Source organism: Psychrobacillus glaciei, assembly GCF_008973485.1.
Lineage (GTDB): Bacteria > Bacillota > Bacilli > Bacillales_A > Planococcaceae > Psychrobacillus > Psychrobacillus glaciei.
In genome coordinates this window covers 1,235,424-1,252,575 of the sequence record NZ_CP031223.1, presented here as the reverse complement: position 1 = coordinate 1,252,575, position 17,152 = coordinate 1,235,424, and the positions used below count along the sequence as shown (strand labels likewise).

Genomic DNA, 17,152 nt, shown 5'->3' with positions numbered 1-17,152 from the left:
TAGTACCTCCTATAATTTCCATTTTCTTCGTATTTCTGTTGCTTCATCTACCATTCGACTAAATAATTCTTCTACGGTAGGAATATCCGTTATTAGACCTATTCCCTGACCTGCCCATCCAAATCCCTTTTCGGAGTTACCTTCGTAGATAAAGCGTTTATTTGCTTCACCACTAATGTAGTCCTTTAAAGCATCATATGTCGGATTTTCCTTTTCAATACTTCGAATCGTTTCTGTCCAACTATTTTTAATAGCTCTAGCTGGGGCACCTATCGAACGTTTAATGACGATCGTATCCATTTCTCCACTTTCTACTATTGCATTTTTATATGCAGTGGAAGCATGGACACATTCTTTTGTAGCGATAAAGCGAGTACCCATTTCAATTCCCTGTGCACCTAGTGCGTGAGCAGCCATCCAACCTCTGCCGTCCGATATACCTCCTGATGCAATTACGGGGATTGATACTGCATCTACCACTTGAGGGATCAATACCATTGTGCCAACGTCATCTCTCCCTAAATGCCCACCTCCTTCTTGTCCGACGACCATTACAGCATCAGCACCAAGTTGTTCTGCTTTTAGTGCTTGGTGTTTAGCGGCTACTAATACTAGTTTTTTTATTGTTGTATTTGCAAGTTTTTCTAAGATAGGAGCTGGGTTTCCTCCTGTCATCGTAATAACCGGAACATTCTCATCAATTGCAACTTGCAACATTTTCTCATAAGGTCTTCCCATTTGCCCAATAGCAAAATTTACACCAAAAGGTTTATCCGTTAGTACTCTAACCTTGTTTATCTCTTCCCGCAATTCTTCCGGTGTTGTTAAGCTCATTGCTGTTACTTGACCAAGCCCACCTGCATTCGAAACAGCTGCACATAGTCCGGAATATGCCAAATAAGCGAGTCCCCCTTGGACGATTGGGTATTCAATTTCCAATAAATCAGATACGCTTGTACGAAATACCAATTTTATCCCCCCAATGCTCTTTAGTGTAAAAGAAATAACACTCAGATTCAAATCACAAATATTTTTATAGTCATAAAAGTAAGGAAATGCTATAATTCATTTGTTTTTAAAAAATAATACTAGAGGTGGTATGAACGTTGTCACAATTAGAAACTCCTTTGTTCGATGCATTACTAAAGCATCGTAACCGTCATCCTATCCAGTTTCATATTCCAGGGCATAAAAAAGGGAAAGGGATGGACCCTGCATTTCGAGAGTTTGTTGGAGATAATGTACTTTCCATAGATTTAATCAATATTGCCCCTTTAGATGACTTACATTCCCCTAAAGGTGCCATTAAACATGCACAACAATTAGCTGCTGAAGCCTTTGGTGCAGATCAAACATTTTTTTCTGTCCAAGGTACAAGTGGTGCAATTATGACAATGATCCTTACTATTTGTGGACCTGGCGATAAGTTACTAGTCCCACGAAATGTTCATAAATCTATTATGTCAGCAATCGTTTTTGCAGGAGCTATACCTGTATTTATTCATCCAGAAGTTGATAAAGAGTTAGGTATTTCTCACGGTATTTCTGCAGAGTCTGTTGAAAAAGCTTTGGAGGCACATCCAGATGCAAAAGGTTTACTCGTAATAAATCCAACGTATTTTGGTTTTGCAGCTGATTTAAAAAAGATAGTTGATATGGCACATAAACATGGTATTCCTGTAGTAGTAGATGAAGCGCATGGTGTTCATATTCATTTTCATCCATCGCTACCAGTTTCAGCAATGTCAGCAGGAGCAGATATGGCTGCCACTTCCGTTCATAAACTCGGCGGATCGATGACACAAACTTCGGTTTTAAACGTTAGAGAAGGTTTAGTTTCAGCTAAACGTGTTCAATCCATTATATCTATGCTTACTACCACTTCTACTTCCTATCCTTTGTTAGCATCATTAGATACCGCTAGAAGACAGTTAGCAATTCATGGGGAAGATTTAATAGGAGAAACAATTAGACTTGCGAAGGATACTCGGAAGCGGATTAATAAAATTCCTCATTTACGTTGTGTAGGGGAGGAAGTTTTAATTTCTTCGGCGACATATGATATGGATCCAACAAAGTTATTAATTAGTGTGAAAAATTTAGGGATTACCGGATATGCTGCAGAATCATGGTTAAGAGAAAATGCAAATATCGAAGTAGAACTGTCAGACTTATATAACATTCTTTGCTTGTTTACAATTGGGGATACTAAAAAAGAGGCAAACTTACTTGTGAATGCCCTCGTTCGAATGGTAACAGCATTTGAATCCGACGCAGTAATAGTAGAACCATCTGTTACTTTACCTGATATACCCGGACTAGCTATGTCCCCTCGTGATGCTTTCTACGCACAAACGGAATCTATTCCTCTAAAAAGAGCAGAAGGACGTATTTCCGCTGAGTTTGTGATGGTATATCCACCTGGAATTCCTATTTTTATTCCCGGGGAAATAATTACGCAAGGTAATATCGATTATATCCGGATGAATATAGAAGCAGGTTTACCTGTTCAAGGTCCAGAAGATGATACATTAGAAATGATTCATGTTATTAAGGAACGACAAGCGATTAAATGAGAAAAAAACAGGTGTCCTTTAAGTGCATCTTGTCTTAACCAATTCCCGAGTGCTTTGGACTAAACCTAGGCTACACTATTACCGTTAGAGCAAAAGATCGTGAAGTGACTGCGTCACTTCACGATCTTTTTTTCGGTCATCTTGTGGCGATTTTTTGTCCGTCTCCCTTTTGGAAATGATAGAGAAAAGATATATTTTTTTACACTTTATGGTACTTCGAGTACGATTTTTTTCAACCCGAGACCAACTAAAAGTTAATATAAGGATTTGACGCTAGCAAAGGAGAAGTTTCGTCGTTTGCCGCCTGAAGCGGAAATCAACTTTATTCAGATTTAAAACTTAGTTTTCGGTTATGTAATTGATTAAAATTATATAAATAATGCTATGAAAGGACATATAAATGAACCGATCACTGCACTTAATGTCATCGATACCGAACCCATGGAAAATGCTTGTTCTCCAAACTCCGATAGTTTTGAAACGCCAAATCCATGCGAAGCACTTCCTATCGAAACCCCTTTACTAATTGGCGTTTCAATACAGAATATTTTAAAGATTATTGGTCCGAGCAATGCTCCTGTAAATCCCGCTACAATTACGAAAGCAGAAGTCAACGTAGGATTACCACCAATCGATTCACTAATTTGCATCGCGACAGGGGTTGTGATCGATTTTGGAAGAAGTGAATGAACTAATTCATCTTCCATTTTTAACAGTTTAGCAAATGTTATGATACTAAATAGTCCAGAAAACATCGCAACAATAATACTCGTTAAAATGGTAAATTTATATTTTTTTATAAGTCCCCTTTGCATATATAAAGGATAAGCAAGGCTTACAACAGCCGGACCCAGCATGTTGTTAATATATTTCGCCCCAAACATATAGGAATCATAAGAAATAGAAAAAAAGCGTAATAATGCTATGATCAAAATTGTTGTTGTTAAAACGGGCAATAAAAAAGGAGTTGTAAATCGGGTATTTATTTTTCTCATTAGAAAATAAATGAAAATCGTCCCCAAAATCATTCCAGTAGCAGCCATTTATTCTACCACCTTTGAAGCTTCTTTATTTTCTAAGTATTGGCATATTCTTCCTGAAATAATAATTGCAAATATTGTACTGAATAAGACAGCCAATACTACTAAAAATCCATGGACGGATAATAGTTCCGAATAATTCATAACTCCTACCGTTGCAGGAACGAAAAATAATGCCAATATACTAAGTAAAAAACCTGCTCCATCTTGTATCAGCGAAACCAGTATTATGTTGAAATGCAATAATAAAAATAATAATAGTAACCCTACTATACTTCCAGGAAATTTTACATGCAGTATGTGAACAATAAAAGATCCGAGCAGAGAAAATAAATATAAAATAACAATCTGAAAGATAATTCGTATGTACTTTTTCATTAAGCTCACTTTAAAAGAAACTACTTCTAAAGCCAAAACCTCCTACGTCATTTGAATATCCAATATCTTACGTCAATTTCAACTATAATTCCATTACAATTGCAAAAAACATCTATGCGAATATTCCATTCCGCATAAATGTTTTTATGTATTACTGCAAGTCTTTTGATTATCCATCTTCTTCTATTTAATGTAACAAGACGACGGCTTACAGTTTTATGTTTCAGTTCGCTTTTTAGAAATAATGCGTCGTAAGAAAGTTGCCGCTGGGATTTCCGCTGCAGGGCGGACGCTTTCCACCGGGTGAGCGATGAGCCTTCACCGCCGCTACGCGTTCGTTGTGAAGGCTCATTTGCCCACAGAGGGTCGAAGGCTAGAAGCGCCACATCGTGTGGCAACACCTTCGTGACCAACATCCTGTTGGCCTCCGGTAGGAGTCGCCGCCCTTTCGCTCCAACCCAGAAGAAACTTATTAACTATTCAGTAGTATTGCGCAAGGTTATCCACTCTACTAATCCGGATATTATCACCAAATAAATAATGCGCAACATACGGAATATTTTCAATGGCGACATATAATTTAATGCAAAGTTAAGGCTTTATTAAGAGAAAGTAGTCGCATTCTCTCCGTGATTTGACTCGTCCAACCATTTATTGGATTTTATTTTAGATAATATAGTTAAGATTAAAAAGTGAATAGTGACACTGAATAGTTAGCAAATATGCTGGATTGCAGCGGCAGGCGGCGACTCCGGAGGGATCAGGGAGACAGATTAGACAGCACAAACGGCGCACATGCGACGGTGCTGGCTCATCGCTCCCCCTCGGAAAGCGTCCGCCTAGAGCGGAAATCCCTGCGGTCACTAAGACCCACTATATCTACAGTAAGACGGAAAACTAATCGTACATTAACCTAAATGTATTGGTAGGGAAAAACATGATAATCAACAGACATAGTATTAATCTTCAATTCCTTTAATCGTATGAGGGTCTATTAAATCATATCCTTTTGCTCGTAAACCTTCTACAATATCTTTTAACGCTTCTGAAGTCCATTTACGATCATGCATTAATAAATTTGCCCCATTTGTCAAATACTCCGTCTTTAGCATAATTTCCGTTAGTTTAGCGGCATCCATATATTGTTTTTCCCAATCATATCCGTATGTCCAGTTCATCAGGAGCATTCCTTCCCTTTGAACAAGCGCTCTACTGAAATCGGTATTTACACCAAAAGGAGCCCGGAAAAAATTTGGTTTCTCTCCAGTGACTGCTTCTACTATTTCGTTCACTTTTAAAATTTCTTCCTGTTGTTGTTCTTCTGTACTATTTTTTAAATTAGCATGCGTTTGTGTATGGTTTCCAATTAGAAATCCCATATCATAAATTGCTTTTAAGTTAGCTTTTCCTTTTTCTGTTTCAAGAAAGTGACCATTTACAAAAAAGATAGCAGGTGCATTTAATTCTTTTAAAGTCGTTGCCATTTCAACAGCATATTTATCAGGTGCATCATCAATCGTAATTAGCACAGCTTTGGGATTTGCATCTCCAGTAGGTTTAAAAGTCCAATTAGCCGGATTTAGTTCATATAGAATTTCTTGTTTCTCAACTTCTATAGGTTCCTCTACAACCTCTTTCTCGACAGAGTCTACTTTGGTTACCTCCGTCGTTTGTTCACTCTCTTTTTGAGACTTTGTTTTTTCTTTGTCTACTGCACATGCCGATAGTACAAGCACTAACGCTGCTAGTAAGAACCATTTTGTCCATTTCAATTTAATCACCAAACCTTTCCATCCTTATTCTACCATTATAAAAAGGGAGCTGTGTAGAGTATATCCACACAACCCCCTATAAGTCCATTTAGTTATTTGAACCTTTTTTTCTTCTAAATTTTGCAAAAAATTCATATACCATTGGCACGAAAATTAGTGTTAATAATGTAGAACTTGTTAACCCACCGATAACAGTAACCCCTAAACCTTTGGAAATAAGTCCGCTTCCTTCTACACCAATAGCAAGCGGTATTAATGCTCCTATTGTAGCTAGTGCGGTCATAAGGATAGGTCTTAGTCTAGTAGCTCCAGCTTCTAGAATTGCTTCACGCGTTGAATGACCTCCTTTTTCCATATGAATTACTCGGTCGATTAAAACAATCGCGTTAGTGACAACAATGCCGATCAGCATAAGTAAACCTAGCATAGAAGATACACTTAAAGTTTCGCCAGCAATCGCCAATCCCACTAGAGCCCCAATAGCCGTGAACGGTAATGAGAAAAGGATAGCAAATGGTGCAAGTCCTCCACCAAAAGTGATAACTAGTATCAAATACACAATTGCAATAGCAGCAAGCATTGCTAAACCTAATTGCGTAAATGCTTGCGCAATATCTTCTGTAACTCCAGCGGTATTGATTTCTACGCCTGCAGGTACGTCTAATTTATCAATTTTTGCTTGGACATCTTTAGTAGTTTTCGCTACATCCTTCGCAGTTAACGTTCCAGAAACACTAGCAAATATTTTTCCTTCTCGGCGGTTTACCGTATCTGAACTTTTTCCTTCTTGTATGGTTACTAACTCAGAAATAGGAACTTCTACCCCTACAGGAGTTGTTATAGTTTGTTTTAATAAGTCATCGACTGATGTTGTTTTTTCTTTCTGTTGATCAATATAAACATCAACAGTTTGATCATCTTTTGTAATGGTTGTTAACACTTCACGTGGGACATTCGGATTTAACTTCATCCCAATTTGTGCAGTCGTTAAACCATATTGTGTTAATTTTTCTTTATCAACGACAAATGTAAATTCTTTATATGATTTTGATAAGCTTGTATCAACATCTTTCAAGTCTTTGTTGTCCGCTAAAATAGATGAGATTTTTTCTACTACTGGCTCAATATCTTTTTTATTGTTTCCGTAAACATAGAAGCTTACTTGGTTACTAGAACCACTTGTAGAAAAATCTTGTGATTTCCATTCCCCTTTTACATCATAAGCCTGAATATCTTTCATCGCATCTTCTTTTACTTTCGTAAAGTCCTCTGTTTCCTTATCAAATGTGACGAACATCAATGCACTATTAGACGCCCCTGGAGACATTGGATTAGCTCCACCAATTGAAACTTGAACTACATCTACTTTGTCTTTCTTCAAGAAATAATTTTCAACTTGTTCCACACTAGCATTTACATCTCCAGATGTTTCACCCGCGCTAGGTGAGTAAGTTACATACATCATTTTTTGCTCTTCATCCGGTAAGAAACTTACTCCTACAACTGGGATTAAGAACAAACTTGCTCCCAAAATAACTACTGCTGAAATAGATGTAATTGCTTTATGGTTTAATGCAGCATTTAAGGTTTTCTTATAAACTGCTGCAAGTTTTCCTTGCGATTCTTTATGCACTACAGGTCCTTTTTCCATATTTTTTCTAAATAAAGTATGTGCAAGCATCGGAACAATCGTTACCGCTACTAACAAAGAAGCAAGTAAAGCAAATACCATTGTTAAGGCAAATGGTAAAAATAGCTCTCCTACCATACCACTTACAAGGCCTAAAGGTAAGAATACTGCAATCGTTACTAAAGTAGATGACATGATCGGAACAAACATTTCTTTTGTCGCTTCGCGAATTAAATCTCTACCTTTTAACTTTTCACCTGGTAGACTCATGCGACGATAAATATTCTCCACAACTACAATGGAATCATCAATTACTCGCGCAATTGCTACGGTCATCGCACCTAATGTCATCATATTTAACGTAATACCCATTTGGTGTAATAATATAAACGCAATTAAAATGGATAATGGAATAGAAATAATCGAAATGATGGTTGACTTAAAGTTTCGTAAAAACAACATAATGACTAATACTGCAAATAGTGCGCCAAATAACGCCTTATTGATCATCGTATCAACAGAAGCTTCAATTGGCTCTCCTTGATCCAAAGTTACTTTAATGTCTATACCATCAAAATCTTTGTTTAACTCGGGAATCATATCTTTTACAGCATTTACTACTTCCACTGTATTAGCTTCTTGCGCTTTTACAATTTGAATAGCAATTGCTTCTTTCCCATTTGTACGGGAAATAGATTCCGCTTTACCAACAAAATTAATTTTAGCGATTTCCTTTAAAGTTACAGAAGACATCCCATTAGGACCAGCTACTGGAATTTTAAGATTTTCCAAGTCTTCTAATGTAGTAACTTTCCCATCTACTACAACAGACTGTTCTTCATCATCAAATTGGAATAAACCTAAAGGCATTGTCAAATTTGTGCCTTGCACAATCATTTTAACAGTAGAATCATTTAATCCATATTGAGCCAATTTAGTTTGGTCAAATACCAAACTTACTTCTTCGACTTGTTGTCCTGAAACTGCTACTGAAGACACACCTTCAATTCCATTTAGTTTAGGAACAATTACTTTTTCTACATCGTCCGTTAATGCATCCAAATCTTTTCCACTATTGGAAACGCTTAAAGCGATGACTGGGAATGCATTTAAACTAATGCGGGCAACCGAAGGATCTTTTACATTATCCGGTTTCTTTACATTGTCTAATGCAGCTTTTAATTCGGTTTCTGCTTCCTTCATATCAACTCCATATGTATACTCAATTTGAAGTGAAGATACATTTTGAAAAGAAGTAGAACTAACCGTTTTCACACCCTCAAGATTACTAACCGATTTTTCGAAAGGTTCAGATACTTCTTTAGCAACTTGTTCTGGTGTTGCACCAGGGTAAACAGTCGTTACAGTAATGACAGGTATCGTAATATCTGGAATTGTTTCAAGTTTCATATTTGTTCCAGCATAAATACCTGCAGCAGTAATGATTAATGTTAAAAGCCATACTGCTAATTTATTCTTTATGACAAAGTTAATTATAGAATTCATTCTTTTCCCCCAAGTTGTTTTTTTGACCAGTCAGTCACATTCCTTTATAATAGTAAATGACCAGTCAGTCATTCGTCAACTAATAAGAAAGAGGTGGCATTATAATTTCAACTAAAAAGTTATTAATAATTGAAAGAGCTGTGGAGCTTTTCGCAAAAAGCGGCTTTGAATCTACCTCCGTGCAAGAAATAACGGAAGCTTGCGGCATTTCAAAAGGCTCCTTCTATTTATATTTTAAATCAAAGGAAAGTTTGCTTTTTAGTATATTTGAGGTTTTTATTGATAGAGTTTCTAAAAAAGTTGCGAGTGTTTTTGAAATGGATAGTTCACCTAAAGATAAACTAGAACTTTTCCTATGTATTCAATTTGAAGAAATAGATCAATACTCTGATTTCATTTTAATGCTATTAAGAGAACAAACAAAACCCGAAGATACTGAGCTATTTGTCTTAATGCAGCAAATGGATAAACAACTAAATGATACCTTGAAAGAGTTGCTCGTGGGGGTATATGGAATAACGATAAAAAGACATATCCCTGATATGACCATTATGGTAAAGGGACTTATTAAGGGTTATATTGAATTAATTATTATGTATAATAGAAATTTAGATTTTAAAAAGTTGGCCAATTTTCTCCTTTATAGGATTGATTCATTAGTTTCGGGACTAACAACACCTTTTTTAGAAGAAGACTTTATATTGAAAATAGACGACAAAAAAACTACTTGACGATGAAAAACTCATCCATCAAGTAGTTTTTTCTTAAAATTTTATTTTGAAAGGATATGGATTGGATGACCCATAACAACTTCTGCAGCTTCCATTGCAATTTCTCCAAGTGTTGGATGTGCATGAATTGTCATTGCGATATCTTCCACAGTCATACCTGCTTCGATTGCTAAACCAAGTTCAGCAATCATATCAGAAGCACCTTGACCTACGATTTGTGCCCCAAGGAGTAACCCGTCTTCTTTACGAGAAACAAGCTTTACAAAACCGTCTGTAGCATTAAGTGCAAGTGCACGACCATTTGCTCCAAATGGGAACTTCCCAGCTACTACGTCATATCCTTGCTCTTTAGCTTGAGCTTCATTTAATCCAACTGTAGCCATTTCTGGATCTGTAAAGCATACTGCTGGAATAGCCAAGTAATCGACAACAGAAGATTGACCAGCGATTGCTTCCGCAGCAACTTTTCCTTCATAGGATGCTTTGTGTGCAAGTTGAGGACCAGCGACAATATCACCAATCGCATAAATATTACTAATACTTGTACGGCATTGTTTATCTACTTCTAATAATCCGCGTTCTGCAAATTTAATACCTAGTTCTTCTAGACCCATTTCATCCGTGTTAGGACGACGGCCAACAGTAACTAATACATAATCAGCTTCAACTTTTTTCTCTTCTCCGCCAACTTCATAAGTTACTACTACGCCAGTTTCAGTTTCTTCTACACCCTTTGCAGAAGCTTTAACCGCGATTTCAACGCCTTTTTTCTTCAAGCCTTTTTTAACGATAGTTGTCATTTGTTTTTCGAAGCCAGCTAAAATATCATCGCCACCTTCAATAATCGTTACATTAGATCCTAAGTTAGCAAATGCAGATCCTAGTTCAGTACCAATATAACCTCCACCGATTACTACTAATTTTCCAGGTACTTCAGGTAAGCTTAAAGCGCCTGTTGAGTTAATTACACGTTTTGTATATTTAAAAGTTGGAATTTCCACTGGACGTGATCCAGTAGCAATAATCACATTTTTGAAAGTATAGGTTTGTGCAGATTTGTCGTCCATTACACGGACAGTGTTTGCATCAACAAAGTAAGCTTCGCCCATCGCTACGTCGATTTTGTTCCCTTTTAATAAACCAGAAACACCGCTCGTTAATTTTTTTACAACGCTATCCTTGAAAGCTTGAGCTTTTGAAAAGTCAATTTTCACGTCAGTTGCTGTAATACCCATGTCATCTGAATGTTTTGCTTGTTCAAAACGATGTCCAACAGATATCAAAGCTTTTGATGGAATACATCCAACGTTTAAACAAACCCCGCCAATATGTTCTTTTTCTACTATTACTACTTTTTGTCCAGTTTGTGCAGCACGAATTGCAGCTACATATCCCCCGGGACCTGAACCAATTACTAAAGTATCTGTTTCAATCGGGAAATCTCCTACTACCATTTTTTACGCCTCCATTAATAATAATTCAGGACTGCTTAGCAAACGTTTAATATGGTTCAACGCATGTTGAGCAGTCGCACCGTCGATCATGCGATGATCAAAACTCAAAGATAATGCTAACACAGGAGCTGCTACAATTTCACCATTTTTTATGACAGGTTTTTCTGAAATTCGTCCAATTCCAAGTATAGCAACCTCTGGATGGTTAATAACTGGAGTAAACCATTGGCCACCCGCAGAGCCGATATTTGTAATAGAACATGAAGCACCTTTCATCTCAGAAGGTGATAATTTTCCATCACGAGCTTTTCCTGCAAGCGTGTTAATTTCATCGGAAATAGCAAATACCGATTTACGATCCGCATGTTTAATAACAGGAACGAGTAAACCTTTGTCTGTATCCGCAGCAATTCCAATATTGAAATAATGTTTTTGAATAACTTCACTAGTTGCATCATCATATGATGTGTTCAATTGAGGGAATTCACGTAAAGTACTTACTAATGCTTTTACTACATATGGTAAGTAAGTTAACTTAATATTTTTCTCAGCGGCAATGTCTTTGAACTTTTTGCGATGAACTACTAGTTCTGTTACATCCACTTCGTCCATTAATGTCACATGAGGAGCAGTGTGTTTCGAATGTACCATTGCTTTTGCTATTGCTTTACGTATACCCGACATTTTTTCGCGTGTTTCCGGGAATTCACCTTCTAATGAAATCGGAGCAGAAGTTTTTTCTTCTACCTTCGTTTCTTGTAGTGTTTCTTCCCCTTGCGTTTCTGTTGTAACTTCAGCCAGTTTTTGATCACCTGATAAGAATGCTTCGATATCTTCTTTAAGAATACGTCCATTTTTCCCAGAACCAGAAACTTCTGCGATAATTACTTCGTTATCACGAGCAAATTTACGTACAGAAGGCATAGCGATTATACGTTTGCTACCTTTTGCTTCTTCTTTTGGCAATTCTTTCGTTGCTTCTTTCTTTTCTGGAGCTTTTGTTGCTTCTTTATCAATCGTTTGTCCTGCTTCTGCTGAAGATTGCACTTGTGCTTCTGTTTTTTCAGCTGCAGCTTCGTTGTCATGACCTTTAAAATGCAAATCTTCATACCCAGGAGCATCTAATCGTATAAGAACGTCTCCAACTACCGCTACTGTACCTTCGCTTACTAAAACTTCCGTAACTTTCCCTTTAACAGGGGAAGGAATTTCAACGACTGCTTTATCGTTTTGGACTTCGCATAAAATATCATCTTCTGCTACTTCGTCTCCTGCTTTCACAAACCATTTAACGATTTCGCCTTCATGTATACCTTCTCCGATATCCGGTAATCGAAATTCAAATGCCATAATATTCACCCTTTCTATTTAAAAATTATGTTATTAAAACGTTAATACTTTTTTAGCTGTTTCTACTATATCCTTTACTCCTGGCAACCAAACTGTTTCTGCTTGAGAGAACGGGAATACAGTATCAGGAGCAGTAACACGTAATACTGGAGCTTCTAAACTTAAAATAGCTCTTTCAGTGATTTCTGCTACTACGTTTGCAGCTATACCAGCTTGTTTTTGTGCTTCTTGAACGACCATTGCGCGTCCTGTTTTTTCAACAGATGCAATAATTGTTTCAATATCAAGTGGTTGTATAGTACGTAAGTCCACAACTTCTACAGAGTGTCCTTCTTTTTCCAACTCTTCCGCAGCTTTTAAGCTTTCATGTACCATTGCACCATAAGAAATGATCGTTAAATCAGTTCCTTCACGTTTTACATCTGCTTTTCCAAGCGGAATTGTATATTCTTCTTCCGGAACTTCACCACGGAACGAACGATATAATTTCATATGCTCCAAGTAAATAACTGGATCATTGTCACGGATAGCTGAGATTAATAAACCTTTTGCATCATAAGGTGTAGAAGGAATAACAACTTTTACTCCAGGAGTTGATGTCATTAATAATTCTAAGCTGTCTGCATGCATTTCTGGTGTATGTACTCCTCCTCCAAAAGGTGAACGAATCGTAACAGGTGCATGAAATGCTCCTCCTGTGCGAAAACGCATACGAGCAAGTTGACCACTAATAGAGTCCATTACTTCAAACACAAAACCAAAGAATTGAATTTCAGGAACTGGGCGGAATCCTTGCAGAGATAGTCCTACCGCTAAACCGCCAATACCAGATTCTGCCAGAGGTGTATCAAATACGCGATCTTCTCCAAATTCTTTTTGTAATCCCTCTGTCGCACGGAATACTCCTCCGTTAACGCCTACGTCTTCACCGAAGACTAACACGTTTTCATCGTTTTTAAGCTCTGTACGGAGTGCTTCCGTAATTGCTTGAATCATCGTCAATTGTGCCATCGGTTACTTCGACTCCTTCTCAGTATAGTAAGCTAATTGCTCATCTAAATTATATGGATTTTCATCATACATAATATTTATCAAATCCGTTACTTTTTGCTTTGGAGCACTATCTGCTTTCTTGATAGCATCTTTAATCTCTTCTTTTGCTTTTTCAATAACTTCTGCTTCTTTTTCTTCATTCCATAATCCTTTACCTTCTAGGTAAGTACGGAAACGAACAAGTGGATCTCTCTTTTCCCAAGCAGAATCTGTTTCCGATGTACGGTAACGAGTAGGGTCATCTCCAGCCATTGTATGTGGACCATAACGGTAACAAACAGTTTCTATTAAAGTTGGACCTTCCCCGTTAATCGCACGATCTCTTGCATCTTTTGTTACTGCGTAAACAGCTAATGGATCCATCCCATCAACAAGTACACTTGGAATACCTGCAGCAATACCTTTTTGTGCAATTGTTTTTGCTGCTGTTTGTAATTCACGTGGTGTTGAAATAGCATATTGGTTATTTTGAACGATAAACACTGCAGGTACACGGAAAGCTCCTGCAAAGTTAATACCTTCGTAGAAATCACCTTGTGATGATCCGCCATCACCAGTGTACGTAATTGCAATCGCTTTCTTTCCACGTTTTTGCATACCAAGTGCTACTCCAGCAGCTTGAATAAATTGTGCTCCGATAATAATTTGAGGTGGAAATACGTTTACGCCTTCTGGAATTTGGTTCCCCATGAAATGTCCACGTGAGAACAAGAAAGCTTGCCAAAGTGGTAAACCATGCCACACGATTTGAGGTACATCACGGTAACCAGGTAATATAAAATCTTCTTTTTCAAGTGCAAATTGGGAAGCTAATTGAGAAGCTTCTTGTCCTGCAGTAGGAGCATAGAAACCTAAACGTCCTTGACGATTTAAAGAAATAGAGCGCTGATCTAGAATTCGTGTATAAACCATACGACTCATTAATTCTACCAATTCTTCATCTGATAGGTTTGGGTTAGCTTCTTCGTTTACAATTGTTCCTTCTTCGTTCAAAATTTGGAACATTTCAAACTTTTCTTCAATCTCTTGAAGCGTTTTCTTTGGATCTAACTGCGTTGAATTGTTTGCAGCCATAATAGCAACTCTCCTTTTCTTCTGTATTAAAATTTCTTCTTCTACGTAGTGATACAACTATACTTCTGTTTCAGTATACTCAAGATTAAAACTTCGGTCAATCATCCAAAACGAAGGTTTTTATTTGAAAGAAAATTCAAAACTATCCATCCTGTACTAGTCAATAATTAAGTCTGTATTATATCAGATTATGAATTTAGCATTAATATATAATACAAAAAGCAGCCGTATTATAGGTTACTTTCGTTACTTATCCCCTTTTTGAAACGAAGCAAAAACAGCCTCTTTTACTTGGTTTAATTGTGTGGTAAGCTCGTTAAATTTGTCTACAGCTTTTTGGACAAGTTCGTTCTGCTCATTGACTTGCTCTACTTTATCTTGAATCTCCTTCACTTCCGCGTCATCCGTTACTAACATGTTATATAACTCATCTTGCAAATTAGCAAGAGTATTATATTGTTCTGTTAGAGCACCGTAAGCTGTATATCTATTTTTAAATGCTTCTTCCATTTTTTTAAGATTGTCTTTTTCGGACTCATCTTTCGTATTTGAAATAAGCGTTTCAATATCTGCCATTTTCTCAGAAGCTTTCTTTATAGAAGCTGATTCCTTTTTCACTAACTCCAAACGCTTATCCAAAAGCTTTGCAGTTTCATCAACCTGTTTTGTCAATTCCTCTTTTTGATCTTTCGTTAACTCCATCATACTTTGAAAATTAGCTTGTTCTTTTTTCTCCGTGTCGTTTAACTCTGATTGCACGTCTCTATAATCAGATTCTGATTGATAAATTTCTGTTAAGATATTCGATAACTTTTCTTCCGTAGTCTCCCCGAAGGAGCATGCTGATAATAATAAAACCAAGCTCATCGTTACTATATATTTCATTTTTTTCACAAAACAACCTCCCATATGCATTTCACTATAATTGTTCTAGCTTCTAAATTCAACCGACGAATGGGCTCTTTTTGTTTAGTTAATGAACATTTTTCGATATAATAGGAATATGAACTTCGAAAGGACGAATCAAATGATACTAATGAAAAATATTGTGAGAGATGGTCATCCAGCTCTCCGTAAAAGAACAACGGAGATGACTTTCCCATTATCAAAGGAAGAGCAGAATCTCGCATCCGATCTACTAGAATACGTGATAAATAGTCAAGATGATGAAATGGTTGAAAAATACAAGTTAAGACCTGGAATTGGTATTGCTGCCCCACAAGTGGATGCTGAAAAAAGAATGTTCGCTTTACATTTAACAGATGAAGAAGATAATTTAGTAAGTTTTGTAGCGGTTAACCCCAAAATCATCAGTCATTCTGTTGAAAAAACATATATCTCCGCCGGAGAAGGTTGTTTATCTGTTGATGAAATAATGGAAGGTTATGTCCCAAGATATGCAAGAATTACAGTAACGGGGTTTTTTCCGGATGGAACTTCCTTTAAAAAACGTTTAAAAGGACTTACAGCAATTGCTTTTCAACATGAACTAGACCATCTAAATGGCATTATGTTTTACGACCACATTAACAAAATTAATCCATATGCAGAAATACCAAACTCGATACCGTATGACAGAGCTTAGCACTAAAACTTAAGACGCCCATTAATCTAGTGCAAATGGGCGTCTTGCTTATTATTCGTTCAGTTCATTTATTTTTGGCATGGCAGACAAGGCCCCAAATTTTGTTGCACAAATGGCTCCAAGCTTATTGCCAAATATAATATAATCTATCCAATCATCTTTTGTTCTTGGTTTTCCTTTTAAATGAATCTGCCTAAGTATACCTGCCATAAATGCATCTCCAGCACCTGTCGTATCCACTGGTTCAACTTTATTCACAGGGATATGTGTGACTTCCCCATCCATGACCGCATAAGTACCTTCTTCCCCTACCGTAATAAGTATTATTGGAATTCCATATTTTTGTATTTTCTCAATTCCTGCATTCAGTGTTTCCATTTCTGTCAGAAAACAAAGTTCTTCTTCCGTTAATTTCAATAAATCTACTTGTGAAAAAAAAGATAGGATCGTTTCTCTACAAAGTTCTTCACTTTCCCATCTTAATCGGCGAATATTCGCGTCAAAAGACAACATCCCATTCAAATTCTTTACTTTAGCCACTATCTCCCTAGTAGTTTTAAGCGCTATTGGATGAAATAAAGTTCCGGAGCAAAAATGAAAAACAGAAGCTTTTCGAAAAGCTTCCTCCTCTAAAGTAGAAAATTCAACTTGAATGTCCGGTGTTTCGTCCACATAAGTATGAAAAACTCGATCATTATTTTCGGTCAAATGAACATATACACCACTTACCCTTTTTTCGGGGATCATTTTCGCATAGGAAAGATCTACTCCTTCTGCTGCAAGTTCATTAGTAACAAACCTGGAGGTAGCATCTTCTCCTGTCACGGTGATAAATGAGGAAGAAGCTCCTAGTCGAGAAATACCTGCTGCCACATTAACCGTTGCTCCTCCTAAAAACTTTGAAAATTGTTTATTACTTGAGTCATCTGCTATATAGTCCACAAATGCATCCCCATAAATTAATACATGTTTCTTTGGTGAATTGTTCATTTGAATCTCCTTA

General features: G+C 37.0%; 14 protein-coding genes. 3 read left to right on the top strand and 11 right to left on the bottom strand.

Annotated features, from left to right (window positions below; all coding sequences use genetic code 11):
* Positions 1-9 precede the first annotated feature (9 nt).
* A complete protein-coding gene (locus PB01_RS05535; protein WP_151699274.1) occupies positions 10-969 on the bottom strand; it encodes an NAD(P)H-dependent flavin oxidoreductase in 960 nt (319 codons plus the stop codon).
* 137 nt (positions 970-1,106) lie between these two features.
* Here PB01_RS05535 and PB01_RS05530 point away from each other — a divergent pair, with 137 nt between their 5' ends.
* Complete coding sequence (locus PB01_RS05530; RefSeq protein ID WP_151699273.1) at positions 1,107-2,576, top strand: aminotransferase class I/II-fold pyridoxal phosphate-dependent enzyme; 1,470 nt, start codon at positions 1,107-1,109, stop codon at positions 2,574-2,576.
* 368 nt (positions 2,577-2,944) lie between these two features.
* Here the strand turns inward: PB01_RS05530 and PB01_RS05525 are convergent, their stop codons facing one another.
* The 4 genes from PB01_RS05525 to PB01_RS05510 form a co-directional block, all read right to left on the bottom strand.
* On the bottom strand, positions 2,945-3,619 hold the full coding sequence (locus tag PB01_RS05525) for an LrgB family protein (protein WP_151699272.1): 675 nt from the start codon (positions 3,617-3,619) through the stop codon (positions 2,945-2,947).
* Positions 3,620-3,994 (bottom strand): CidA/LrgA family protein, encoded by a 375-nt coding sequence (locus PB01_RS05520; protein WP_151701977.1) that lies wholly within the window; start codon positions 3,992-3,994, stop codon positions 3,620-3,622.
* A 959-nt stretch (positions 3,995-4,953) separates the two neighbouring features.
* Entirely contained in the window at positions 4,954-5,778 is an 825-nt protein-coding gene (locus PB01_RS05515; protein ID WP_404815104.1) for a polysaccharide deacetylase family protein, read from the bottom strand.
* A 76-nt stretch (positions 5,779-5,854) separates the two neighbouring features.
* Positions 5,855-8,902, bottom strand: coding sequence for an efflux RND transporter permease subunit (locus PB01_RS05510; protein ID WP_151699271.1), 3,048 nt, complete (start codon positions 8,900-8,902; stop codon positions 5,855-5,857).
* A 98-nt stretch (positions 8,903-9,000) separates the two neighbouring features.
* Here PB01_RS05510 and PB01_RS05505 point away from each other — a divergent pair, with 98 nt between their 5' ends.
* Complete coding sequence (locus PB01_RS05505; protein ID WP_151699270.1) at positions 9,001-9,633, top strand: TetR/AcrR family transcriptional regulator; 633 nt, start codon at positions 9,001-9,003, stop codon at positions 9,631-9,633.
* A gap of 41 nt (positions 9,634-9,674) precedes the next feature.
* On the opposite strand, the gene lpdA is transcribed toward PB01_RS05505, so the two are convergent.
* The 5 genes from lpdA to PB01_RS05480 form a co-directional block, all read right to left on the bottom strand.
* Positions 9,675-11,087, bottom strand: a complete 1,413-nt coding sequence (lpdA, locus tag PB01_RS05500; RefSeq protein WP_151699269.1) for a dihydrolipoyl dehydrogenase — start codon at positions 11,085-11,087, stop codon at positions 9,675-9,677.
* 3 nt (positions 11,088-11,090) lie between these two features.
* Entirely contained in the window at positions 11,091-12,437 is a 1,347-nt protein-coding gene (locus tag PB01_RS05495) for a dihydrolipoamide acetyltransferase family protein (protein ID WP_151699268.1), read from the bottom strand.
* Positions 12,438-12,470: 33 nt separating this feature from the next.
* Positions 12,471-13,448 (bottom strand): alpha-ketoacid dehydrogenase subunit beta, encoded by a 978-nt coding sequence (locus PB01_RS05490; protein WP_151699267.1) that lies wholly within the window; start codon positions 13,446-13,448, stop codon positions 12,471-12,473.
* A gap of 3 nt (positions 13,449-13,451) precedes the next feature.
* Positions 13,452-14,564, bottom strand: a complete 1,113-nt coding sequence (gene pdhA / locus PB01_RS05485) for a pyruvate dehydrogenase (acetyl-transferring) E1 component subunit alpha (RefSeq protein WP_151699266.1) — start codon at positions 14,562-14,564, stop codon at positions 13,452-13,454.
* A gap of 246 nt (positions 14,565-14,810) precedes the next feature.
* Positions 14,811-15,449 (bottom strand): YkyA family protein, encoded by a 639-nt coding sequence (locus tag PB01_RS05480; protein WP_225986254.1) that lies wholly within the window; start codon positions 15,447-15,449, stop codon positions 14,811-14,813.
* Positions 15,450-15,591: 142 nt separating this feature from the next.
* Here PB01_RS05480 and def point away from each other — a divergent pair, with 142 nt between their 5' ends.
* On the top strand, positions 15,592-16,149 hold the full coding sequence (def, locus tag PB01_RS05475; RefSeq protein WP_151699264.1) for a peptide deformylase: 558 nt from the start codon (positions 15,592-15,594) through the stop codon (positions 16,147-16,149).
* Positions 16,150-16,200: 51 nt separating this feature from the next.
* On the opposite strand, the gene PB01_RS05470 is transcribed toward def, so the two are convergent.
* Positions 16,201-17,139 carry a carbohydrate kinase family protein gene (locus PB01_RS05470; RefSeq protein ID WP_151699263.1) on the bottom strand — a complete coding sequence of 313 codons (939 nt, stop codon included), beginning with the start codon at positions 17,137-17,139 and terminating at the stop codon, positions 16,201-16,203.
* Between the last annotated feature and the right edge of the window lie 13 nt (positions 17,140-17,152).